We start from the raw sequence: 23,439 nt of genomic DNA, 5'->3' as shown, positions 1-23,439 counted from the left end.
AAAGAGCGAGTGGAGCGGTATGCCCCACCTGCTCGCGCTTGAGGGTATTACGTCCCGCCCTGTCCCGCACCGCTGAACGCAAGGATCGGTCATACGCGTTGTTGAAACCTCCGCAGGACGCGTCCGACCGGCCTGCCGATCACGTGTACAACTCGACGAGAGTGATCTCCGGCGGAGCGCCGACGCGCACCGGCGGCCCCCAGAATCCGGCGCCCCGGGTAACGTACAGCTGGGTCTCCCCGCCGCCGGATCGGGGGAATTGCGCCAGACCGGAGACCACGGGCTGCTGCAGCTTGACGATCGCGTTGAACGGGGCCATCTGCCCCCCATGGGTGTGCCCGGAGAGCTGCAGGTCGACCCCGTGACCGGCCGCCGTGGCGACCTGCACCGGCTGGTGGGCGAGCAGCACGACCGGCCGCGCCGCGTCCCGGCCGGCCAGGGCCTTGCCGAAGTCGGGCCCGTCGCCGATGCCGGTGCCGCCCAGGTCGTTCACCCCGGCGAGATCGAGCACGGCTCCCGCGTGCCTGATCTCCACCCGCTCGTTGCGCAGCGACCGCACCCCCAGGGAACCCAGCTCGTCGATCCACTGCTGGGGCCCGCCCGACGTGAAGTATTCGTGGTTGCCGGTCACGAAATAGGACCCGTACCGGGATTCCAGGTCCTTGAGGGGGACTGCCAGCGGGCCCAACTCCGCGACGGTGCCGTCGACCAGGTCGCCCACGATCGTGACCACGTCGGCCTGGAGCCCGTTGATCATCCGGACGATGCGCTCGGTGTGCCCCCTGCCCGTCAGCGGGCCGAGGTGGATGTCGCTGACGACCGCGATCCGAAGTCCGCTCATCCGCGGGTCGAGCCGCGGCAGGCGGATCGGGACCCGCTCGATCACGGGGTCGCCCAAGGCGGTGGCCATGCCGTACCCGACGGTGGCGAGCGCACCCGTGCCCACGATCGCGGTGGCCGCGCGGGAGATGAACATCCGCCGGTCGATCCCCCCGGCCCCTTCCACGCCCGCAGTCAGGTCGGGCCGCTCCTCACCGATGATCTCGGCGGGAGACCCCGCGGTGGAGGCGCCGGGAGCAGCCAGGGCGGCCACGGGCGGCGCGTCCGCAGAGGCGAGGCCGGAGGCCCGCTCCCGCTGCCGCACCGCCAGGACGGCCAGCGCACGGGGGATCTCCATGACGAGGGAGAACACCACCAGGTAGAACATCACGGCCAGCCACAGGTAGCCCGGCCACGCGAGGACGTGCTCGACCCCGGTGCCGAACCGCTCGCCGAGACGGGTCAGCAGCAGCGGGACGGGCAGCGCGGCAAGGGCCCACGCCGCCACCCGGCGCGCCCGCGACCCCGGCCGTGTCACCGGCCGGACGAGGCGACGCCACAGGTAGTAATGGGCGGCGGCGGCGACCACCAGGATGGTGATCAGGAACCCCACGGCGATCTCCCCTCGAGCGAACTGACGACGATGCTACGAGGTGCCGCCGACAAGTGCGCCCGGGCCGGAAAGCCGCGTGCTCTCAGGACTTGGCAGCCGGCTTCTTGGCCGTCGTCCGCCGCGTCGTGGTGCGCTTGGGCGCGGGAGCCCGCTCCCTGCGTTCGGCGAGCAGCTCGGCCGCCCGCTCGATCGTGATGTCCTCGACCGCGTCGGTCTTGCGCAGGGAGGCGTTGGTCTCGCCGTCGGTCACGTACGGCCCGAACCGGCCTTCCTTGACCACGACGGGCTTCTGCGAGTTGGGGTCCACGCCCAGCTCCCGCAGCGGCGGAGCCGCCGCCGCACGTCCACGCCCTCGGGCCTTGGGCTGCGCGAACAGCTCCTTGGCCTGCTCGATGGTGACCGTGAGCAGGTCGTCCTCCGAGGCGAGCGACCTGGAGTCCGTGCCCTTCTTGATGTAGGGGCCGTACCTGCCGTTCTGCGCGGTCACCTCCTCCCCGTCGAGCTCGCCGACCACCCGCGGCAGCGTCAGCAACAGCAGCGCCTGCTCCAGCGTGACGGTGTCCACGGACATCGACTTGAACAGCGAGCCGGTGCGCGGCTTGACGGCGTCGGCCTTCCTGGTGCGCTTCTTCCCGTCCGCCGGAGGCGCCTCCTCCGGCAGGATCTCCGTGACGTACGGTCCGAACCGGCCGTCCTTGGCCACGATCGTGCGGCCGGTCGCCGGGTCGACGCCGAGTTCACGGTCGCCGTTCGGCCGCGAGAACAGCTCCTCGGCCTTGTCGGCGGTCAGCTCGTCGGGCGTCATGTCCTCGGGGATGTTCACCCGGGCGCCCTCACGGTCCAGGTAGGGCCCGTAGCGGCCGACCCTGATCACGATGTCGCTGCCCTTGATGGGGAACGAGCTGATCTCCTTGGCGTCGATCTCGCCGAGGTCGGTGACCATCTCCTTCAGGCCCTCGTCGCCCTCTTCGCCGTAGTAGAACCGGCGCAGCTCAGGCACCCGCTCGGCCCGGTCGTTGGCGATGTCGTCGAGGACCTTCTCCATGTCCGCGGTGAAGTCGTAGTCGACCAGGTTGCCGAAGTGCTGCTCCAGCAGGTTGACCACGGCGAACGCCAGGAACGAGGGCACCAGCGCGGTGCCCTTCTTGAACACGTACCCCCGGTCGAGGATCGTCCCGATGATCGACGCGTACGTCGACGGGCGGCCGATCTCGCGGTCTTCCAGCTCCTTGACCAGCGACGCCTCGGTGTAGCGGGCGGGCGGCTTGGTCGAGTGCCCGAGCGCGGTCAGCTCGCTCGCGGTGAGCCGGTCGCCCTCGGTGAGGTTCGGCAGCCGCTTCTCCGAGTCGTCCCTGTCGGTCGCCGGGTCGTCGGCGCCCTCGACATAGGCCTTCAGGAAGCCGTAGAAGGTGATCGTGCGGCCGCTGGCGCTGAACTCCACGTTCTCACCGGCGCTGGAGGTGCCGGCGACCTTGATCGACACCGACTCGCCCACGGCGTCCTTCATCTGGGAGGCGACCGTGCGCTGCCAGATCAGCTCGTACAGCCGGAACATGTCGCCGGACAGCCCGGTCTCGCCGGGCGTGCGGAACTGCTCGCCGGACGGGCGGATCGCCTCGTGGGCCTCCTGGGCGTTCTTGACCTTGCTCGTGTAGACGCGGGGCTTGTCCGGCACGTAGGCCGAGCCGTACAGCTTGATGGCCTGGCCGCGCGCGGCGGCGACGGCCGTCTCCGACAGCGTGATGCTGTCGGTACGCATGTAGGTGATGAAGCCGTTCTCGTAGAGCCGCTGGGCCACCTGCATGGTGTACTTCGCGGAGAACCCGAGCTTGCGGCTCGCCTCCTGCTGCAGCGTCGTGGTCCGGAACGGCGCGTACGGCTTTCGCGTGTACGGCTTGCGCTCGACGGACCTGACGGCGTACGAGGTGGCCGAGAGCCTGCCCGCGAGGGCGCCCGCGGACGCCTCGTCGAGGTGGAGCACGTCGGCGCTCTTGAGCATGCCGGTCGAGGCGAAGTCGCGGCCCTGGGCGACGCGCCTGCCGTCGACACCGGTCAGCGTCGCCGTGAACGTGCTCGGGTCGTCGGTGGAGCGGCCCGTGTCGAACAGCGCCTGGAGGTCCCAGTAGTTGGCCACGGTGAACGCCATGCGCTCACGTTCGCGCTCCACGACCAGCCGCGTGGCGACCGACTGCACACGACCGGCCGACAACCGCGGCTTGACCTTCTTCCACAGGACCGGGCTGACCTCGTAGCCGTAGAGGCGGTCGAGGATGCGGCGGGTCTCCTGGGCGTCGACGAGACGCAGGTTGAGGTCACGCGGGTTGGAGACCGCGTCCTGAATGGCGTGCGGGGTGATCTCGTGGAAGACCATCCGGTGCACGGGGATCTTGGGCTTGAGCACCTCGCGCAGATGCCACGCGATGGCCTCGCCCTCGCGGTCCTCGTCAGTGGCGAGGTAGAGCTCGTCGGCCTCCTTGAGCAGCTGCTTCAGCTTGGAGACCTGCGATCGCTTGTCGGGGTTGACGACGTAGAGGGGCTCGAACTCGTGATCGACGTTCACGCCGAGGCGCGCCCAGGCCTCACCCTTGTACTTCTCAGGGATGTCGTCGGCCTTCTCGGGCAGATCCCGGATGTGGCCGATGCTGGACTCCACGATGTAGCCGCGCCCGAGGTACCCGGCGATCGTCTTCGCCTTGGCAGGCGACTCCACGATCACCAGGCGGGTTCCGCCGGCGTTGCCGTCGTTGGCTGGCACGCTGCTTCCTACCTCGCTGTTCGCTGTCGTTCCCCGTGCGTCCGGGGTCTGTGTTCCCCGGCCTCGCGTATCCCTCGTCCCTCTGGTCCCAGGCGGCCGGTGCGGCACCGTTCCCGTACGGCCCGGGCAGAGAGCCGATTTGACGGTACCTGGAGCCGCAAGTCCTTCCCCCTCGGGCTACCCGGTTCTGTCGGAGGATCTAACCCGCCTGGACCGGTTATCCACGAGGACGCAGAATAGAGCTGTTCAAGTTCCCTAGCACGCCCCTCGGAGACTAATCGCTGTGCTCGATTACTCCTACATGGACATCTATCTGCCGCGTGGAACCTCGCGGGAGCTCGCGAGGCAGACGCTCACGGAGCACGCCCAGCACGGGAGCTGGGAGCTCGACCGCCTGCGACTTTATCCGGACGGAAGCAGGCGCGTCCGGTTACGCCGCAAGGTGATACGCGCAGTCCGTACGATGTGAGCAATATTCGCACATCAGAGTGACCAAAAGCGCTTTGCCCGCCCCGGGCCGCGCCCCCGGAACGGGCAAAGCATTCGTGCTCACCACCGCCTGGCTGCCGGGGGAGCGTCCCTGGTCGCCCTGGCCGGACGCCTGGCAGGCGCCCGGCTCATCGCCAGATCATCCTGGCGAGGGCGAGTGATATTCGTTACTTTCCGCCAGACTTCGCCAGTCGCGGCGACAGGCCATCGGAAAGCTGATGGTGTCTCGATCGTCCGAGGCGGAATTTTCTTCCGCTCGTGTCACTTGCGACCCAGGCGGAAGCGCCGGGTGGTGGCGAACAGGGTCGCCGAGGCGGCGAACATGCCACCGAGAAGCAGGGCGACAAGCGAGCCGGTGTTCATGCCGGTCAGGCCGGCGGGCTGCTCCGCGCTCATCAGGCCCACGTTGTCCAGGGGGAGCACGTCGGCCGTCTTGCCGAGGTCGTCGACCTTGAGCGTGTCGGTCACACCGCTGACGGTGTTCTTGCCGGGCAGCGTGCGCGCCGCCTCGTCCAGGCGGCCGCTCGGCACCGCGCCGGCGACCTTGGAGACGGGGGAGCCGCTCTTCGCGGGCGCGACGGCGGAACGGGAAGCGGCGGGAACGGCCGGGATGCCGGGCAGCTCCGGCAGGCCCACCATGCTCGGCAGGTCGCGAACGGCCGGAGCGGTCGGGACCGCGGCGGCGCTCATCTGCTGAGGAACCCCGTTGGCCTCACGCAGGCCGGACAAGACCGGCACGCCCGGGGTCGCCGACATCGCGTCACGCGTCGTCCCCGTCTGGTGCTGGCGGACCCAGCGGTGGTAGCGGCCGTCGTGACCGCCGACGTTCGCGCCGCCCAGGCAGCCCGCGGCGGCGTCGCCCAGGACCGCGACGGCGTTGCCGCAGAGGTTGATCGGAGCGGTGATCGGGGCCACGATCTGGTTGCCCGCGAGGATTCCGTACCGGCCCGAAGTGGCGTTGTAGCCGCCGCCGATGCCGCCGAGCACCGAGGCTCCGCCCTTGCAGTTGGCGTTGGAGCCGCCCAGCACGGCGATGGCGTTGCCGCACAGGTTGATCGGAGCGGTGATCGGGGCCACGATCTGGTTGCCGCCCAGGATGGACGAACGACCCGACGTCACGTTGTACCCGGCGCCCCGGCCCCAGCCGCCCTTCACGGTCGCGCCGCCGCGGCAGGCGGCGAACGCGTCACCGAGGAGACCCACCGCGTTGCCGCAGATGTTGATCGGCAGGGTGATCGGCGCGACCACCTGGTTGCCGCCGCCCACCGACGAACGGCCCGTGGTGACGTTGCTTCCGCTGCCGCCGCGGGGCTTCACCCACTTGACGGTGCTGCCGCCGCCGCAGCTGGCGCTGCCCTTGCCGATGGTGTTGCCGCAGACGTCGACCGGAGCGGTGATCGGCGCGACCACCTGGTTGCCGCCGCCCACCGAGGAACGGCCCGTGGAGATGTTGCGGCCGGACTTGCCGGTGTTCCCGTGCCACTTGCCGCCGCCGTAACCGTGTCCGCCGTGACCGCCGGAGACCGACGACCCGCCGCGGCAGCTGGAGAACGTCTGGCCGAGGACGGCGACGGAGTTGCCGCAGACGTTGATCGGAGCGTTGATCGGAGCCACGATCTGGTTGCCGCCCAGGATGGACGAACGACCCGACGTGACGTTGCGGCCCGCGCCGCTCCCGCCGGAGCCCTGAACCGAGGCCCCGCCCTTGCAACCGGCGGTGGCGTCACCGAAGATCGCCACGGAGTTGCCGCAGAGGTTGACGGGCGCCGTGATCGGTGCGACCACCTGGTTGCCGCCCAGGACGGACGAACGACCCGACGTGACGTTGCGGCCCGCGCCGCTCCCACCGGAGCCCTTGACGGCCGACCCGCCCTTGCAGCCCGCGTCCGAGTTGCCGAACAACGACACCGCGTTGCCACAGGCGTTGATCGGGGCGGTGATCGGCACGTTGGCCTGGTTGCCGCCGAGGATGCTGTGGCTGCCCGAGGTGCGGCCGGAGATCCCGCCGCCGTTGCCGCCGGTGACGGACGCCCCTCCGCGAGAGGACGCGTCCGCGTCGCCGGCGATCGCGATGGCGTTTCCGCTGATGTCGATCGGCACAGTGATCGGAAGGTTGAGCTGGTTGCCGCCGCCGATCGAGCCGTCGCCCGAGGTGTCGGCGTGAGCCGTGCCGCTGCCGAGGGCCATGACGCCGGCGGCCAGGAATGCCGCGGGAGCCGAACCCTTCGCCCACGTACGCATAATGAATGCTCCTAGTGGTTCATTTAGGGGGTGTTCCTGACAACTCGCGACATTTGCCCATGCCAAGGCACCATCGGATGGGACGTCACGAGGTAAAGAGAATCCGCATCACCCACGCGGAGACTGCCGGACCGTCGTCCATAGGCGCCGCTGTCGAGCGGCCCACACGTACGGCAGAGCAGACCCCGGCACCGGCGCGCCATCCAGAGGCGCCCGGCACGAAAGCGGGATCAGTCAGGAGAGAAAGAAGGGTCATCCGCCGCTGTGCGGACGACCGGGGGAACCACTGCCGCCAGAGGGGCGGTCAGCTTTGTGAGACGCGGCTCGAAAACAGGCCGCGCGACATCCCCGAACATGAGGGATCCTCCGCCCGCCTGCGGGACCAGCCCATGGTTTTCCGGGGCGTGGTCAGCGGTGGACGGCGGGGGGAGCACAGGCTTCGACTGGCTGGTCAGCCCGTCGACGGTGCGCCCCGCCATGGCCTCGGCGTTCGCCGGGGCATTGTCACTCACCGTGGGGAAATCACCGGAACTCTCGAGGATCCCGGCGGAGCCGGCCGCGTGCGAGGCGCCGGCATCCGCCGTGGGGAAATGATCGGAGAGCGCCGATCCGGCGGCGACATGCGCTGAGGCCGTCTGCGCCACGGACGTCGCCGTGCCGAAGACACCGAAGATCACACCGAGCAGCCATCCTGCGGCGATCAGCCCGCCGATGGCCAGAAGGGGACCCAGCCGGGAGGCGGCCGCGAACCGCGCCATCCGACCTCCCCTGCCGGACGGGAGGCCGGCGGACGCACATCGGGCGGTGGCAGGCGAGACCGCCTCCCACTGCCTGTCCGATGTGCGCGTCACGCGGCCTCCCGAATCCGTGGAGTCCGCCTTGTGCGACTCCAGCCCTCAACGCAGAGTCACTGTAGCCGCACACCACGTGATCACAACAGATTTCTCAGCAGTAATCGAGGAATCGGTCAAGAACTCGAACCCCAAACCGGAGCGAATCCACCGGAACCCGTTCGTCGATGCCATGGAACATCCCGGAGAAGTCCAAATCCGGGGGAAGCTGCAGGGGTGCGAAGCCGTACCCCTGGATGCCGAGCCGGCTGAACGCCTTGAGGTCCGTGCCCCCGCTCAGCGTGTACGGCACGGTCTTGGCGCCGGGGTCCTCCGTGTGCAGCGCGTCGGCCATCGCCTTGACGAGCGGGCCCTTGAACGTGGTCTCGACCGCCACGTCGTGGTAGACGAACTCCCTGGTCACGTTGGGGCCGAGCAGCTCGTCGATCGTCTGGAAGAACTCGTCCTCATAGCCGGGCAGGAACCGCCCGTCCACGTGCGCCACGGCCCCCTGCGGGATGACGTTGGCCTTGTATCCCGCCTCCAGCATCGTCGGGTTGGTCGTGTTGCGCAGGGTGGCGCCGATCATGCGGGCGAGCAGGCCGAGCTCGGCGACCGCCGCCTCCGCGTCCTCCGCCTTGACCTCGACCTCGAAGACCTCGTCGAAGAACGCCTGGACGGTGGGCGTGAGCCGTACGGGCCACTCGTAGCGGCCGAGACGCCCGACGGCTTCGGCGAGCTCGGTGACCGCGTTCTCGTCGTTGAGCATCGAGCCGTGGCCGGCCCTGCCCTTGGCGGTCAGCCGCATCCAGGCGATGCCCTTCTCTGCGGCCTCGATCAGGTAGAGCCGCCGCTTGCCGCCGTCCTTGGAGTCCATGGTCACGCTGAAGCCGCCGACCTCGCCGATGGCCTCGGTGCAGCCCTCGAACACCTCCGGGTGCTTCTCCACCAGCCACTGCGCGCCGTAGTGGCCGCCGGCCTCCTCGTCGGCGCTGAAGGCGAGCACGATGTCACGCGGCGGGCGCCGCCCCTCGCTGAGCCGCTGCCGGGCCACGGCGAGGATCATGGCGTCCATGTCCTTCATGTCGACCGCACCGCGCCCCCACACGCAGCCGTCGGCGACCTCACCGCTCAGCGGGTGATGCCGCCAGTCAGCCGCGTTGAACGGCACCACGTCCAGGTGACCGTGGAGCAGCAGGGCGTCTCGCTCGGGGCTGGTGCCCTCGATGCGGGCGATCACGTTGGCGCGTCCGGCGTCCGACTCAAAGATCCGGGGCTCCAGGCCGACCTCGGCGAGCTTTTCCGCCACGTATTCGGCGGCCTTCCGCTCGCCGGGGCCGTTGTTGTCACCGGCGTTCGTCGAATCGATCCTGATGAGATCGCTGCACAGCTCGACGACCTCATCTTCACTGTTCAACGGGGTCATTACGCCTCCTCGCGCTCGCTGCCGGGCCCCGGCTCGCGATCTTGTACGGCATGCGGCCGCGACGGCTCGCGCCTCCATCCTGCCGTCGGCCTCCCTGGATCATCACCAGGGGCCTGCCGCGAGCCTCCGGCCGCTTGATTCCCGGTATGAACCAGGCTTAGGACAGTGCTAACCTGTATCAGCCGACGCGGGATGACGGTCTCGCGTGCAGGCACCACGTCCGGGTGGCGGAATAGGCAGACGCGCTAGCTTGAGGTGCTAGTGCCCAGTGATGGGCATGGGGGTTCAAGTCCCCCCTCGGACACAAACCTTTTGCACATGTGGAGGCCGGGGATCGACCCGAGCCTCCACAATTCGTTTCTGGGGCCGGTAGGTCAATTTAAGCCCGATCTCGACGTTGTCTGTCGGGCCGGCTTCCTGGAGGACCTTCACGAGGTCCCCGAGGGCCGTTACCAATGCATCTTCGGCGCCTTTGGAGCCGGTGTCCGCTACTGATGGGTGGACACCGGCCCCGGCTTGGGTCTCAGGAGGTGTGGCGTGCCGCGTCCTCGATCACGTCGTCCACGATGTTCGGGTGGGAGATCATCGACAGGTGCGAGGCGTTGATCTTCGTCACGGTTGCTCGGGCTCGCTTGGCCATGAACTCCTGCGCGGCGGCAGGAAGTGCGTGGTCAGCGGTCCCGATCAGGTCCCAGCTGGGGATGCCGGCCCAGGCGGGTGTGCCGGAAGGCTCGGTGAGCGCGGACGCCGCGAGCGGGCGCTGGTCGGCGGCGAGTACGGCGGCCCGGCCGGCCGACAGGTCGTTGGCCAGGATGCTGCGGAACATTGCGGGTTTGATGTAGGCGTCGACGACGCCGTCGGCCGATGGAACGAAGTTGAGTGCGTCCGGGCCGACTTGGCTCCCTGGGAACTGGGCGGTCAGTCCGTTCAGGGTGTCACCCGCCGCTGGAATGTAGGCGTTGACGTATACGAGCGCCTTGACGTTCGTGTTGCCGGCAGCGGCGTTGGTGATGACGAAACCACCGTAGGAGTGCCCGACCAGCACGATCGGCCCGGCGACGGTCTTGAGGTAGCTCGCCAGGTAAGCGGAGTCACCGGCAACGCCGCGCAACGGGTTCGGCGGTACGTCGACGGTGTACCCGTCGTGCTGCAAACGGCTGACCACGCCATTCCAGCTCGAGCCGTCCGCCCACGCGCCATGAACCAGGACGACGGTCGGCTTGACGTTCGGGTGGTCGGATTTCACGCCCGTCGTGGCGGATGCGGATGTTGTCACGGTGGGAACGATCGCGGCCGTGAGGCTTAAGGCGAAGCCCAGGAGCATAAGCCGCTTTCCGCGCTTCAAGAATTTCGATGGTGACTGCACGGGATTTCCTTTCCATTGAAATGGGATGGCATGCCGCCAAAGGCGGCATGTGGGAACGATGGTCAGATGCCCTGCCGCTTGAGCCAGGCGAGAGTGAAGTCGGCGACGTCGCGCCATCCGTGATCGAAGACCAGGGAATGGCCGCGGTCGGGGAACGACTGGTAATCAGTGGTGGCGCTCGAGTCGGCGTAGAGCTTGTACGCGGCCTCGGCGACGACTTCGGGGACGGTGTTGTCCTTGCCTCCGCCGATGATGAGTAGCGGCCCGCGGTCGCCTTTCTTCGTGTCCACGGCCGCCGGTGAGACCTTGCTGAAGTTGGCCGCGGTCGCCTCGAAGAGCGGCCTGCCGGGGCCGGGGATGGTCCAGCGATCGAAGAGCTCGCTCGATTCGGCTTCCGTGATCGCGTTGCCGAAGCCGTACCGGAACTGCTTCTTGGTGAGCGAGACCGCCTTCTTCTTGTTGCCCGGCCTGGACAGCACCGGGAAGCCGGAGCGGATCTGGGCGAACGGTACGGCCTTGACTCCCTTGATCTGGGCTGGATCGATCGCGATACCCGCGGATGCGTACTCGTCGGCGAGAAGCTTCTGGGCGATCAGACCACCGAAGGAGTGCCCGACGACCACCGGCCGGGTAGCAAGGTTCTCTATGACCTGGCGGTAGCTCGCGGTGATGTCGTCGATGCCCCTGTCGCCAGTGGCGGCGGGGTTGTCGCGAGTCTTGGCGACGGTATCGGAGTCGCCCGGCCACCCCGGAGCGATCGGGTCGTAACCGGCTTCTCGGTAGAGATCCACCCAGTTCTGCCAGGAGGCTGAGTGGATCCAGAGGCCGTGGATGAAGACGACAGGGGTTCGTACGGACATCGTGCCCTCACGGTTCGCATGTAGACTTACTAGTAACTCTACACGGGACTGTAGCAGGCCTTCGGGCGGGTGAGGCGCGCACGAGGCGTAGAGGTCGACCGGGGATGAGATGGTGAACCACATGGCACAGCACCCCGTGACAGAAGACGCTTTTCCGGCTGGAGTCGAGGCGACCGCCCCCGAGCACACCGGCAAGTCGTCGGTGCGAGAGCGCATCATCGAGGCTGCGACGGATCTGTTCTACGCGCAGGGAATCCGGGCGGTGAGCGCAGACAAGATCATCGCCAGGGTGGGGATCACCAAGGTGACGTTCTACCGGCACTTTCGTACGAAGGACGACCTTGTCGTGGCGTATCTCGAGCGTCGCGCCCAGTGGGAACGCAGTGCCGTCGGGGGGGCCCGGAAAGCCGCCGCGGGCAACGTCTTGGAGGTGTTCCGCCTCATTGCCGAGGGAATCGGCGCTGAGAGCTGTTCACCCGGTTTTCGAGGGTGTCCTTTCATCAACGCCGCGGCTGAGTATGCGGACGCAGAGCATCCTGTCCGGCGGGCCGTGGATGCTCATCGACGATGGTTCAGGGACGCCTTTGAGGAGATGCTTCGGGAAAGCGGCGTAACCGACGTCTCAAGCGTTGCCGACCAGCTGGTGATGTTGCGGGACGGCGCCATGGTCGGCGGCTACCTCGGCGACCCGCAAATCGTCGCCCGGTCGCTCTACAGCGCGTGTCGCGCGGTGATCGATAACGGATGATCCTCCATGGAGGTTCAGGCCTCGGGGGCCCCGGCCTCCGTCGGCACGGGAGTCGCCGAGCCGAGCCACTGCTCGACCGCCGCGCTCATCTTCCCTCCCGCCTCCAGCGCCGCCGCCAAACCGGCCGTCGGGTTGGTGCCCGCCGCCTGGCCGAGGATCACCCCGAGCACAAGGCGGCCCTGTACGCGAGAAGCCCACATCAGGTTGCCGCCCGCGGCGGTGCCGGAACCGGTCTTGATGCCGACGACGCCGTGCCGGTTCAGCAACGTGTTGGTGTTGGGCAGCCTTCCCGCGTCGCCGGGGACAGCGGTGTCGGCCTGGGCCACCACCTCGCGGAAGACCGGGTCGCGCATCGCCTCCTCGGCCAGCTTGAGCTGGTCGGCCGCTGTGCTGACGGTGCTGTCCTCGCTGCCGCTGGCGCCCGTATATCTGGTGTGCGCCATGCCGAGGCCGTCGGCGGCGGCGTTCATCCGCTCGACGAAGCGCTCCTGGGAACCGGCGTCCCAGCGGGCCAGGAGGCGGGCCGCGTTGTTGCCCGAGGGCACCAGCATCAGCTCCAGCATGCGGCGCAGCGGTATCCGCCGGCCCTCCCTGAGCGGGACGGTGGACTCCTGCGGCACGTAGGACTCGTCGGCGGCCGTGCCGTCCACTGTGATCAGCGGGCCGTCCTCGCCGGGTCGGATCGGATGGCGGCGCAAGATCACGTAGGCGGTCATGACCTTCGTCACGCTGGCGATGGGCACCGGGTTCGCCTCCCCGCTGACGCCCAGACTGCCCACGCCCTCCACCTCGACCGCCGCCTGACCCTCGGCCGGCCACGGCAGAGATACGCCGGGCACAGCGGCCCCGGAGACGGACGGCACCGTGCCGCAGCCGGATAGGGCGCTAACCAAAAGGATGAATGTCAGGAAACATCGCATACCGGGCACGTTGCGTCATCCACGTGTCCATCCGGCCGTGACCGTGTCCCCGCCCAGGCTCGACTGTGTATCAGCCGTGTATCAGCGCAGCACCCGCCTAACGAGGGAGGCGGACGGTGACGACAGCGCCTCCGCCGGGGGCGTTGGCCAAGGTCAGGGCGGCGCCTATGACGTCGGCCTGGCCCAGCGCGATCGTCAGCCCCAGACCGTGGCCGTGGCCGCGTTCGGCGGTGCCGGTGCGGAAGCGTCTCGGCCCGTCGGCCAGGATCTCCGCCGGGAAGCCGGGCCCCTGGTCGCGAACTTCGATCACGTGATCCGAGACCGTGATCTCCACCGGGGGGCTGCCGTGGCGGTGGGCATTGAGGAGGAGGTTGGCGAGGATCCGGTCCAGGCGGCGCGGGTCTGTCTCGGCCACTGGATCACCCGCAGCCACGACCCTCGCCTCGACCCCCACGCGGGCCGCGGACTGCTCGGCCAGCTCGGCCAGCGGCACCCGGACCCGCTCGGCCACCTCGGCGCCGGCATCCAGCCTGGAGACCTCCAGCAGATCCTCCACCAGCGAGCGCAGCACCCACACTCGGTCGCGTACCAGATCGGCGGCCTCGCCGGCCTCCAGCAGTTCAGCCGCGGCGACCAGACCCATCAGCGGCGTACGCAGGTCGTGGGCGACGTCCGCGGTGAACCGCTGCTCGGCGAGCAACCGGTGCTGCAGGCTCGCCGCCATGGAGTCCACGGCGGCGGCGATGTCGGCGATCTCGTCACGCCCTTTCGCGGTGGTCCGGGCGTCCAGGTCACCGTCGGCGACCCTACGGGCGGTGAGGGCGACGCGCCGCAACCGCCGGTTGGCCAGCTCAGCCAGCCCCACCGAGACCGGCACCACCACAGCGAGGGCGGTCAGCGCGGCTTTGACCATGGCGCGGTCGAGGGCACGCAGCCCGGCCATGTCCGAACCCATCTCGATCTCGGAGGTGGCCACGTGCCCCCCGTCCACCCACTGCGCCGCCCACATCCACGGCTGCTCTGGGTTCTGGTCGTCGTACCAGGTGGCAGGCGAGCCCGCGGCCAGCCGCAGGCGCAGCGGCGAGGGCAGTTCGTCGGGAGATTTGATCCATTCGGTCCAGTCGACAGGCCCCTGGGGGACGGTGCCCGCGCGGTACTGCATGAGGACGGTATCGACGGACTCCAGTGCCCGGCCCTCACCCAGCTGCATCGTGCGCTCAAGGGTCGTGCGGTGGACCAGCACCCCGACCACGGTGACGACCGCGCAGCAGGCCAGCGCGATCAGTGCCGCCACCTTCCACCGCAGCGAGGCCGGCTTCATGACCTGCGCAACTTGTAGCCGAACCCGCGGACGGTCTCGATCCGGTCCGCGCCGATCTTCTTGCGCAACCGCTGCACGCACAGATCCACCACGCGGCTGTCTCCGTCCCAGCCGTAGTCCCACACGTTGCGCAGCAGAATGCCGCGTTCCAGCACTATCCCGGGATGCGCCGCGAACTCCAGCAGGAGCCGCAGCTCGGTCGGCGCCAACTCGACCAGTCGCCCGCCGAGCCGCACCTCCAGTGCGGCCGGGTCCATGGTCAGGTCGCCGAACCTCAACACGCCGGGTGAGGACGCGGGAGCGGTCGTACGGCGCAGCAGCGACCTGATCCGGGCCACCAGCACCGGGATGTCGACCGGTTTGACCACATAGTCGTCGGCGCCGGCCTCCAGTCCCGACACCACATCCAAAGAGTCACCGCGTGCCGACATCATCAGGATCGGCACCTGGCTGGACTCCCTGACTCGGCGGCATAAGCCGATGCCGTCCAGCCCGGGCAGCATCACGTCGAGCACGAGTAAGTCGTGGTCCTCGGCCCGAAAGGACTCCAGGCCGCTGAGGCCGTCGGCGGCGGTGCCGAGGCGGTAGCCGTACCGCTCGAGAGCCATCGCGACGCTCTTGCGGATCACGTCGTCGTCCTCGACGAGCAGGATGAAGGGCACTCTGTACCTTACGCACACGAACAGGACGGCCCGCTCACGAAGCCGGCGTCGCTCAGCACCCTCGCCACAATCGCACCTCGCATTCGGGAATTGAGTCGGGTCGACTCATGTTTAGTACGAACGCCAGCCGCAAGGGCTGGCGAGCGACTGATGGTGGAGGACCACATGAGCAGCCTGACGCTGTGGACCAGGAACGACCCGTTCTCCGACTTCGACCGCCTGGTGCGCAGGGCGTTCGGCCCGCACTTCGCTCCCGCGACTTCCCTCGGCACGATCCGGACGACCGGCTTCACCCCGGCCGCCGAGGTGACCCGCGACGGAGACGACGCGGTCGTCCGCGTCGAACTTCCCGGCATCGACGTCGAGAAGGACGTCGCGGTCGAGGTCGACCGGGGCCGGCTGGTCGTCCGCGGTGAGCGGCGCGACGAGCGGAGCGAGGAGCATGACGGGCGCACGCTGCGCGAGGTGCGGTACGGCTCGTTCCAGCGGTCGTTCGCGCTCCCGGCGCACGTGACCGCGGACGCGGTGACCGCGTCGTACGAGGCGGGCGTCCTGAGCCTGCGCGTGACCGGCGCCCATGCCGGAGCGCAGCCGCAGCGGATCGCCGTCACCTCCGGTGGCGAGGACGGCAAGCAGATCGACGCGTGACATGGCACGCACTGACCGGCAACCCCTGACGAACGGGCCCGGCCCCCACGTGGGGCCGGGCCCGTTCATCGTTTAAGCGCGTTCGGAAGGCGCCGTCAGTCGGTCAGAGCGCCCTCTTCATCCACATGTCGTTGTAACCCCTCAGCGTGATCACCAGATAGACCACGAACGCGGCGACCGACGCGGGGCTGTACAGCGTGGGGGCCGCGTCGGTGTAGTAGTTGCCGCCGATCGTGGGGTGCCACGGGTAGGTCAGCTGATCGTCCGTCAGGGTCGCCAGCCGGACCAGCCCGTCGGTTCCCCGGGCCGCCAGCTCGATGACGTTCGGATAGTCCGGATCCGCAGCGGCGGCGACCCTCACCGTCGTCTGGACGTCTCCCGTGGCCCGCCACCCGTCGAACCTGTTGTTGGCCGGGTTCCATATCTGCCGGTATACGCGGTTGTCGTTGCCGCGGTGAAGCAGGAGGACCTGCTGAATCCCGCCGCCGCCGTACAGCACGGCGGTGGGCGGAGAGGCGGAGGTGCCGTTTCCCGGGATCTCCGTGCTCAGAACACGCCAGCTGCCGTCATATTCGAGGCGGTAGAAGCGGTTGTTCGTTCCGGTGTAGAAGACGTGCAGTCGCCCGTTCATCACAAGGAGCGAAGGAGAACCCAGCGAGGTCGCCGTCGGCACGGACCTCCAGGGGGTCCACTGATTGTTCTGGTCGTCGGTGAGGACGGCGTAATAGATCCTGTTGTCGGAACTCCCACGGATGAACACGTGGAGCAGGCCGTTGTAGGCGATCGCCGTGGGCGCGTACGGCGTCCTCCAGCCACCCGGGATGGGCCTGAAGTTCGACGTGTTGATTCCCGGGTTGACCGACCAGGAGACCGTGCCGTCCGCGTTTCTGATGACCGTGATGACGCGGCCGGGAATCGAGACCACCGCGGGCGTGGTGGACGTCGTGCCGCCGTAACCACCGACGAACGGGCCGTAATCGCTCTCTGCCGCCTGCGCGCCCGGCGCGACGGCCACGGAGAAGAGCAGAAGGAGGATCGACATCATGGCCCCCAGGAGTCTCTTCCCGGAGCGTTTTCCGCTGAGATTCACGCGTTTCCTTTCTGAGGTGCATGGCGATGCCCGGTATGAGGGCATGCCGGAGAAGCCGTGGAGCGCATGCGCTTCCGGCCGGGTTCGTTCAGATACCGGGTGGTGTCAGGCCGTTTACCGGGCCGATCCTTCGACGAGATCGGCGATCGACTGGAGCGCGTCGAAGCGGCCGAACTCCTCGCGCAGCTCCAGGGCGCGGGCCCGGTAGGAGGGCGTCGACAGGACGGTCTCGAGGGCGGTGCGAAGTGCGGCGTCATCGGGCCGGGCGGTGCCCAGGTTGACGCCCGTGCCGCTCCACTCGACCCGGGCGGCGATCTGCGGCTTGTCCTCGGTGGAGCCCCCGACGACCAGGGGGACGCCGTGCCTGAGGGCGGTGTGCACCCCACCGTAGCCGCCGTTGGTGACCAGGACGTCGGCGTGCGGCAGCAGCAGGTCGAAGGGGATGAAGTCGGCCACGCGGGCGTTGGCCGGCACCTCCCCCATGAGGTCCCGCACCACCTCGGCGCCGCCCGGGCGCGCGGTGGCGGCCACGACGAGGGCGTCGGAATCGGCGAGGACGCGCAGTGTGGGGACGACCAGCTCTCCCAGGTCGGCGTTGGCGAACGTCCCCTGCGTGGTCACCACCACAGGACGGTCGTCGAGGAGTTCCTTCCACCACGACGGCCGATCGAAGGCCGGGGCGGGGGCCGGCGGCAGCGGCCCGACGAAACGGAAGGAACCCGGCAGGTCATCGCGGGGGAACTCGAATCCGGGCACGGTCAGCTGCAGGTAGTGGTCGGGGACGGTGATCGCGCCGGCTAGCACGAATCCGGGAAGGGTGACCCCCGCCGACTGGAACACCTTCTCCAGGTGCCGTTGCGCGTCGACGTGCACCTCAGGCCCCCAGCCGCTCGCCGGGAACGTCGGCGAGACACCCAGGGCCACGGTGGTCGGGCGGGTTCCCGGCTCGGACGCCAGGGACAGCGGCAGCGCCCCCCAGAACAGCCCGTCGCTGATCACGGCACTGGCGGGGAAATCCGCCAGGAGGCTCCGCAGCGCCTCGTACTGCGCAGGCACCGGGTCGCCGAAGACGTGCTTGATGTCGAATCCGAGCTGGGCCGGTCCCGGAGGCAGCTGGCTACGGCCGGGGAAATCCCGTTCCATCTGCCCTTCGTCGAGGTCGGCCCCTTCAGGAAGCGGGACGAATCGCGCCCCGGCGGCCTCCGTGCGCTCCTTGAACTTCGTCCCTGTGAGGAAGGCCACCTCATGGCCGCGCGCTATCAGGTCGGCGGCGACGGTGAGAAGCGGTGCCACATGCCCATGGAAGGGCGATGCGGCAAGGATGATCTCGGCCACTGCTAACTCCTGTGTCAGGAAGAGGAACAACGAGCTGTGGCGCTCGCGTTGTTTACTGGGCCGTGATCGTAGGTCGGGCCTTGTGTGTAAAGAGTGACCACACGGCGGCCACTCAGGAATGGAGACGGAGAACCCATTGTCGCGCGAGGTGACGGCGTCAGGTCAGGCGTCGCCCGAACCGGTGCGGTTCACGGTGCTGGGCCCGGTGCGCGCGTGGCGGGGCGAGACCGAGCTGGATGCCGGGCCTCCCCAGCAACGGGCCATGCTGGCGCTCCTCCTTGTGCACGCGGGGCGGCCGGTGACCCTCGGCGAGGTCGTCGACGTCCTGTGGGGAGAGGATCCGCCGGCCAGCGCGGTCAACGTCGTCCATCGGTATGTCGGCATGCTGCGCCGGCTGCTCGAACCGGGCCTCGCCGTACGTGAGGAGGGACGGTGGCTGATCCGCGGCGCCGGCGGCTGGCGCCTCGAGGCCGGCCCGGACCAGGTGGACCTGCTGCGCTTCCGCCGCATGACCGAGGACGCCCGCCGGGAAGGCTCCCTGGACCTGCTGACGGACGCGCTGGCGTTGTGGCGGGGCCCGGCCGCCGCGGGGATCCCGGCGGAGGTGCGGGCCCACCCGGTGTTCACCGCTCTGGACCGCGAGCTGCTGGAGAGCGTGAAGGAGTCCGCCGATCTGGCGCTGCGCAAGGGCGCGGCCGAGCGGGTGCTGACGGCGTTGCGGGAGGCCGCGACGCGGCACCCCCTGGACGAGCCGCTGCAGGCGAGGCTGGTCCTGGCTCTCGCCGCGGCCGGGCGCCAGGCGGAGGCGCTCGACGCCTGGCAGTCCGTACGCACCCGGCTGGCCGACGAGCTGGGCATCGATCCCGGCCCGGAGCTGCGCGCCGCCCAGGAGCAGGTCCTCCGCGGTCAGGCCGTCCACACCGCGGGCCCGGCCGGCCGTACGACGCGGGAAGCACACCAGCCGGCCGCCCGGCCGACCCAGTTGCCACCGGACCTTGCGGCCTTCGCGGGCCGTCGCGCCGACCTCGCCAAGGTCCTCACCCTGCTCCCGGACGACGGGCGCACGCCTGAGACCGTCGTCATCAGCGCGATCGGCGGCATGGGCGGGATAGGCAAGAGCACGCTGGCGGTGCACTGGGCGCATCAGGTCGCCCGTCATTTCCCGGACGGTCAGCTGTATGTGAACCTGCGCGGCTTCGACCCCACCGGATCCGTCCTGGACACCGGTGAGGCTCTGCGCGGTTTCGTGGAGGCCCTGGGAGTGCCGCCGCACCGGATCCCGGCCGGGCTGGAGGCCCAGTCGGCCCTGTACCGGAGCCTGCTGGCCGACCGGCGGGTGCTGGTCGTGCTGGACAACGCCCGCGACGCCGAGCACGTGCGGCCGCTGCTCCCCGGCAGTCCCGGGTGCCTCGTGGTGATCACCAGCCGCGACCGGATGTCGGGCCTGGTGACCACCGAGGGTGCCCACCCGCTGGTGCTGGACCCGCTGTCGCCGGAGGAGGCCCGGGAGGCGCTCGTCCGCCGCCTCGGCGAGGATCGGGTGGCCTCGGCGCCCCAGGCGGTCGACGAGATCATCGCCAGGTGCGCCGGGCTGCCGCTCGCCCTGGCCGTCGTGGCCGCCCGCGCCGCCACGCACCCCGGTTTCCCGCTCGCCGCCATCGCGGAGGAACTCGCCGACACCGACGGAAGCCTCGACGCGTTCGCCGATCCCGACCCGGCCAGCGACGTGCGCACGGTCTTCTCCTGGTCCTATCGGGCGCTCAGCGCCGACGCCGCCCGGCTGTTCAGGCTCCTTGCCCTTCATCCCGGCCCGGACATCGGCGCACCGGCCGCCGCGGGCGTCGTCGGGCTGCCCGTACGGCGGACCCGGCTGCTGCTGGCCGAGCTGACGGCGGCCCGCCTGCTCACCGAGCACGCACCGGGGCGCTACACCTGCCACGACCTGCTTCGCGCCTATGCCGGTGAGCTCGCGCTCGCGCACGACTCGGAGGCCGAGCGGCACGCCGCGTCGCAGCGTGTGCTCGACCACTACCTGCGTACCGCCCATGCCGCGGGGCAGTTGTTCTCCCCCTACTGGAGCGTGACCACGCTTCCTCCGGCCCCGGCCGGGGTGGTCGCCGAGGACTTCGACGACGACCGGCAGGCGCTGGCCTGGTTCAACAGGGAGCATTCCGTGCTCCTGGCCGTCGTGGACCAGGCCGTCCGCGGCGGCTCCGACACCTACGCCTGGCAGCTGGCCTGGACCCTGGAGCGCTTCTTCGACCGCCAGGGCCACTGGCACGACTTCCTCGCCATGCAGCGTGCCGGGCTGGCCGCCGCCGTACGCGCGGGAGAACGCACGGCGCAGGCCCACATCCGTCGAGGTCTCGCCCGCGCGTCCGCACGCCTGGGGCGTTACGACGACGCCAACGTCCATGTACGGCAGGCCCTCGACCTGTTCACCGAACTCGGCGACCGGTCGGGTCTGGCCCACGCCCACCGCAGCCACGGCTGGATCCTCGACCGGCAGGGTCGTCACGCGGAGGCGTTGGATGCGGCGGGCAAGGCCCTGGAGCTGTATCGCGCCACCGGCAACCGCCCGGCGGAGGGAAGCGCGTTGCACGCCCTCGGCTGGACGCACGCCCTGCTGGGTGAGCACGAGCAGGCGGCCGCCTACTTCGAGGAGGCTCTCGCCGCGACGGATCGAGGCAACCGTTACGGCGTCGGGGGCGCGCTGGACAGCCTCGGCTACGCCCTCCACCACCTGGGCGACCACCGGCGGGCCGTCGCCAGCTACGACGACGCCCTCCGTCTCTACCGGGAGGTCGGCGACCGCTACCAGGAAGCGGGCACTCTCGGCCGGCTGGGCGACACCTACGTGGCCATCGGCGACCAGCCCATGGCGACAACCGTCTGGCGGCAGGCTCTGGCCATCCTGGACGGCGTCGATCCCCCGGCCGCCGACGAGGTCCGCGACAAGCTGCGCGACCTCGAACAGGCGGGGTGATCCCTTCGGCACTTTTTGTTCACTGCACCTCCCCTAGATTCCCGGCGAACTGAGGGGAGATCCGGTCTCCCCTGCCATCACCAATTCGTGGGGGACGGACTTTTGAGCTACTTCACCGTGGGCGGCGGGCGGCTGTTCTACACCGACGAGGGCACCGGCGGCGAGACCGTGCTGCTCGTGCACGGGGGCACATGCGACTCGCACGACTGGGCCGCGCAGATCGAACCGTTCGGCGCCCACCATCGGGTGATCGCCCCGGATCTTCGCGGCCACGGCAGGTCGACGGAGGTCACGGGCGGCCTTACCCCGCGGGAATTCGCGGACGACCTGGCCCTGCTGCTCGACAGCCTCGACGCGGGACCGGCCGTCGTCGTGGGCCATTCGCTGGGCGCGACCGTCGCCTCCGTACTCGCCGTCGAGCACCCCGACCTCGTACGCGCCGTCGTGGCCGTCGATCCCGGCTACGGGTTCGACGCCGAGTTCGCCGCGGGCGTCGCCGCCGCCTTCCGCGGCCCCGACCCGGTCGCTGTGGCCACGGCCGTCCTGGGCGGCATGGAAGCCTCGCAGATCGACCCGGCGCTCGGATGGCTGCCCGTGTGGCACAGCCGCCGGGTGCTGGGCACCTCCCCCGAGACGGTCTCCGGGGTGTTCCTCGGCCTGTTCGAACCGAACGAGGTGACGCTCCGTCCCGCCGGCGAGGACTATCTGCGGCGCCGGTCCTGTCCGGTGCTGACGGTGTCGGCCGAAGCCTCGTTGAAGGCGAAGGGCATCGATCTCGGCTGGGAGGAGTCGGTCAGCCCGCACCCGTACAGCAGGGCGGTGGCCTGGGACGGGGTCGGCCACTGGATCCAGCAGGAGAGGGCGCCGGAGTTCAACGCGCTGGTCCTCGACTGGGTGGCCGGGCTGCCCACCCTGGAAGGCGAGAAGTGACGGGAAACTCGACATATGTGCTCGGCAGCACGGACCTCGAGCATCGCCGCCTGATGGCCCAGGGCCACGTGCTGCGGCCGTGGACCGAGCGTTTTCTGCGTGCCCCGGGGCTGCGTCCGGGCATGTCCGTCCTCGATCTCGGCTCGGGAGCAGGCGACGTGTCGCTGCTGGCGGCGCAGATCGTCGGCTCGCGCGGCAGGGTCCTCGGTGTCGACCGCGACCCGGTGGTCGTGGAGAAGGCGCGGGGACGTGCGGCGGCCGAGGGCCTGGCCGGCACGGTGTCCTTCGAGGTGACCGCGCTGGAGGATCTGGCCGGGTCGCTCAGCTTCGACGCGGTCGTCGGCCGGTTCGTGCTCCTCTACCAGCGCGATCCCGCGGAGATCCTGCGCAGGTTCACGCGGTTTCTGCGTCCGGGCGGGATCGTGGCCTTCCACGAGATCGACCTGACGAACGAGAACCCCAGCTGGCCGCCGTGTCCCACGTGGGACGACAGCTATCGGCTGCTCGCCGAGGTCTACCGGGCCCACGGAACGCCTCCCGACTTCGGGCGGCAGCTGAACCGCACATTCCTGGACGCCGGGCTGCCCAGCCCGGAGGTCGAGGCCGTGGGCATCGTCGGCACCCACGAGGGGTCGCCTTTGTTCGACTGGATGGCGCAGTCGCTACGGAGCCTCAAGCCGGCGCTGACCAAGTGGGGGCTCTCCCTGCCCCAGGGACTCCAGCCGGACGACGCTCTCGCCGACGCATTGCGGACGGCCGTGTTCGAGCAGGGAAGCCAGGTCATGGGTCCGATCCAGTACGGAGCCTGGACGCAGACGCCGTAGGGGGATCACACGCGTACGGCCGGCGCTTCGGGGGGGCCGGCCGTACGGGTCGTTTGGAGCCGCGAGTCGATCTGCCTGTCAGGCGTCCGTCCACCGGCGAAGGAGCGCCGCCTGGCCCTGGAGGGTCCCCTCCGCGTCGACGAGGTTCCACACGACCGCGTCCTCGATCCAGAAGCGACGGCCGGACTTCGCGATGCGCAGGCCGCGGTAGTCGTCGACGAAGCCGCGCCGCAGGACGCCCTCCATGAACTTCCGGCGTTCCTCACGATCGGGCGCCTCCGCGGACAACCGTGACGGCATGCCGATGAACTCGTCCCAGCCGTATTCGAAACAGCGCTGCGCCGTACGGTTCGCGTAGACGAAAACCGGGTCCGGCGAGGTGTCATGCGCGAGCAGAGCGAACGGGGCGTTCTCGTAGAGCCAGCGCGACGCCTCCGGGCCGTCGACCCCCTCGGGTAAGAACGTCGCACCCACGACTCGCTGGAAACTGTCGTGCAGCAACTCGACAAACCAGTCATCGGTGGGCATAGGGGCCAAAAGCACGCCCACACTATAGCGACAGCGCCATCACACTCG

At 69.5% G+C, this 23,439-nt stretch carries 19 protein-coding genes and 1 tRNA gene; 7 read left to right on the top strand and 13 right to left on the bottom strand.

The features are described from left to right. Positions 1–139 precede the first annotated feature (139 nt). Both Pth03_RS03820 and topA read right to left on the bottom strand, forming a co-directional pair. On the bottom strand, positions 140–1,432 hold the full coding sequence (locus Pth03_RS03820) for a metallophosphoesterase (RefSeq protein WP_203942683.1): 1,293 nt from the start codon (positions 1,430–1,432) through the stop codon (positions 140–142). A gap of 82 nt (positions 1,433–1,514) precedes the next feature. Further along, entirely contained in the window at positions 1,515–4,187 is a 2,673-nt protein-coding gene (topA, locus tag Pth03_RS03815; protein WP_203942682.1) for a type I DNA topoisomerase, read from the bottom strand. Positions 4,188–4,470: 283 nt separating this feature from the next. On the opposite strand from topA, the gene Pth03_RS03810 reads away from it, so the two are divergent. Next, positions 4,471–4,656 (top strand): DUF5703 family protein, encoded by a 186-nt coding sequence (locus Pth03_RS03810; RefSeq protein WP_203942681.1) that lies wholly within the window; start codon positions 4,471–4,473, stop codon positions 4,654–4,656. Positions 4,657–4,937: 281 nt separating this feature from the next. Here Pth03_RS03810 and Pth03_RS03805 read toward each other — a convergent pair whose 3' ends face one another. The 3 genes from Pth03_RS03805 to Pth03_RS03795 form a co-directional block, all read right to left on the bottom strand. Then, positions 4,938–6,917 (bottom strand): chaplin family protein, encoded by a 1,980-nt coding sequence (locus tag Pth03_RS03805; protein ID WP_203942680.1) that lies wholly within the window; start codon positions 6,915–6,917, stop codon positions 4,938–4,940. Between the two features lie 230 nt (positions 6,918–7,147). After that, positions 7,148–7,675 (bottom strand): hypothetical protein, encoded by a 528-nt coding sequence (locus tag Pth03_RS03800; protein ID WP_203942679.1) that lies wholly within the window; start codon positions 7,673–7,675, stop codon positions 7,148–7,150. 187 nt (positions 7,676–7,862) lie between these two features. Beyond that, positions 7,863–9,173 (bottom strand): M20/M25/M40 family metallo-hydrolase, encoded by a 1,311-nt coding sequence (locus Pth03_RS03795; RefSeq protein ID WP_203942678.1) that lies wholly within the window; start codon positions 9,171–9,173, stop codon positions 7,863–7,865. Between the two features lie 218 nt (positions 9,174–9,391). On the opposite strand from Pth03_RS03795, the gene Pth03_RS03790 reads away from it, so the two are divergent. Beyond that, positions 9,392–9,477, top strand: a tRNA-Leu gene (locus Pth03_RS03790). 219 nt (positions 9,478–9,696) lie between these two features. Here the strand turns inward: Pth03_RS03790 and Pth03_RS03785 are convergent. Both Pth03_RS03785 and Pth03_RS03780 read right to left on the bottom strand, forming a co-directional pair. Further along, on the bottom strand, positions 9,697–10,449 hold the full coding sequence (locus tag Pth03_RS03785) for an alpha/beta fold hydrolase (protein ID WP_239118731.1): 753 nt from the start codon (positions 10,447–10,449) through the stop codon (positions 9,697–9,699). A 152-nt stretch (positions 10,450–10,601) separates the two neighbouring features. After that, positions 10,602–11,399, bottom strand: a complete 798-nt coding sequence (locus Pth03_RS03780; RefSeq protein WP_203942677.1) for an alpha/beta hydrolase — start codon at positions 11,397–11,399, stop codon at positions 10,602–10,604. Between the two features lie 121 nt (positions 11,400–11,520). Here Pth03_RS03780 and Pth03_RS03775 point away from each other — a divergent pair, with 121 nt between their 5' ends. Beyond that, entirely contained in the window at positions 11,521–12,147 is a 627-nt protein-coding gene (locus tag Pth03_RS03775) for a TetR/AcrR family transcriptional regulator (RefSeq protein ID WP_203942676.1), read from the top strand. A gap of 14 nt (positions 12,148–12,161) precedes the next feature. Here Pth03_RS03775 and Pth03_RS03770 read toward each other — a convergent pair whose 3' ends face one another. The 3 genes from Pth03_RS03770 to cseB form a co-directional block, all read right to left on the bottom strand. Continuing rightward, positions 12,162–13,040, bottom strand: a complete 879-nt coding sequence (locus tag Pth03_RS03770) for a D-alanyl-D-alanine carboxypeptidase family protein (RefSeq protein ID WP_203942675.1) — start codon at positions 13,038–13,040, stop codon at positions 12,162–12,164. A 124-nt stretch (positions 13,041–13,164) separates the two neighbouring features. After that, positions 13,165–14,388, bottom strand: a complete 1,224-nt coding sequence (locus Pth03_RS03765; protein WP_203942674.1) for a sensor histidine kinase — start codon at positions 14,386–14,388, stop codon at positions 13,165–13,167. Beyond that, positions 14,385–15,050, bottom strand: a complete 666-nt coding sequence (gene cseB, locus Pth03_RS03760; RefSeq protein WP_275413020.1) for a two-component system response regulator CseB — start codon at positions 15,048–15,050, stop codon at positions 14,385–14,387. Before cseB ends, Pth03_RS03765 begins: the two co-directional genes overlap by 4 nt. 165 nt (positions 15,051–15,215) lie before the next feature. Here cseB and Pth03_RS03755 point away from each other — a divergent pair, with 165 nt between their 5' ends. Continuing rightward, positions 15,216–15,698 (top strand): Hsp20/alpha crystallin family protein, encoded by a 483-nt coding sequence (locus Pth03_RS03755; protein ID WP_203942673.1) that lies wholly within the window; start codon positions 15,216–15,218, stop codon positions 15,696–15,698. Positions 15,699–15,801: 103 nt separating this feature from the next. Here the strand turns inward: Pth03_RS03755 and Pth03_RS03750 are convergent, their stop codons facing one another. Together Pth03_RS03750 and Pth03_RS03745 are read right to left on the bottom strand one after the other, a co-directional pair. Further along, positions 15,802–16,743 (bottom strand): DUF8189 domain-containing protein, encoded by a 942-nt coding sequence (locus Pth03_RS03750; protein ID WP_203942672.1) that lies wholly within the window; start codon positions 16,741–16,743, stop codon positions 15,802–15,804. 159 nt (positions 16,744–16,902) lie between these two features. After that, positions 16,903–18,123: a glycosyltransferase gene (locus Pth03_RS03745; RefSeq protein WP_203942671.1), complete on the bottom strand. Its 1,221-nt coding sequence runs from the start codon at positions 18,121–18,123 to the stop codon at positions 16,903–16,905. A 148-nt stretch (positions 18,124–18,271) separates the two neighbouring features. Between Pth03_RS03745 and Pth03_RS03740 the strand changes: the two genes are divergently transcribed. The 3 genes from Pth03_RS03740 (at position 18,272) to Pth03_RS03730 (ending at position 22,863) form a co-directional block, all read left to right on the top strand. Beyond that, positions 18,272–21,109 (top strand): AfsR/SARP family transcriptional regulator, encoded by a 2,838-nt coding sequence (locus tag Pth03_RS03740; RefSeq protein ID WP_203942670.1) that lies wholly within the window; start codon positions 18,272–18,274, stop codon positions 21,107–21,109. A gap of 87 nt (positions 21,110–21,196) precedes the next feature. Continuing rightward, complete coding sequence (locus tag Pth03_RS03735) at positions 21,197–22,039, top strand: alpha/beta fold hydrolase (RefSeq protein ID WP_203942669.1); 843 nt, start codon at positions 21,197–21,199, stop codon at positions 22,037–22,039. Further along, positions 22,036–22,863, top strand: coding sequence for a class I SAM-dependent methyltransferase (locus Pth03_RS03730; protein ID WP_203942668.1), 828 nt, complete (start codon positions 22,036–22,038; stop codon positions 22,861–22,863). Before Pth03_RS03735 ends, Pth03_RS03730 begins: the two co-directional genes overlap by 4 nt. A gap of 78 nt (positions 22,864–22,941) precedes the next feature. Here Pth03_RS03730 and Pth03_RS03725 read toward each other — a convergent pair whose 3' ends face one another. After that, the gene (locus Pth03_RS03725; protein ID WP_203942667.1) at positions 22,942–23,406 is read right to left on the bottom strand and encodes an MEKHLA domain-containing protein; all 465 of its coding nucleotides are present in this window, start codon (positions 23,404–23,406) and stop codon (positions 22,942–22,944) included. Between the last annotated feature and the right edge of the window lie 33 nt (positions 23,407–23,439).

This window comes from Planotetraspora thailandica, assembly GCF_016863335.1.
Classification (GTDB): domain Bacteria; phylum Actinomycetota; class Actinomycetes; order Streptosporangiales; family Streptosporangiaceae; genus Planotetraspora; species Planotetraspora thailandica.
Note: the sequence above shows the minus strand (reverse complement) of the source record. Positions and strands in the feature narration are given on the sequence as shown.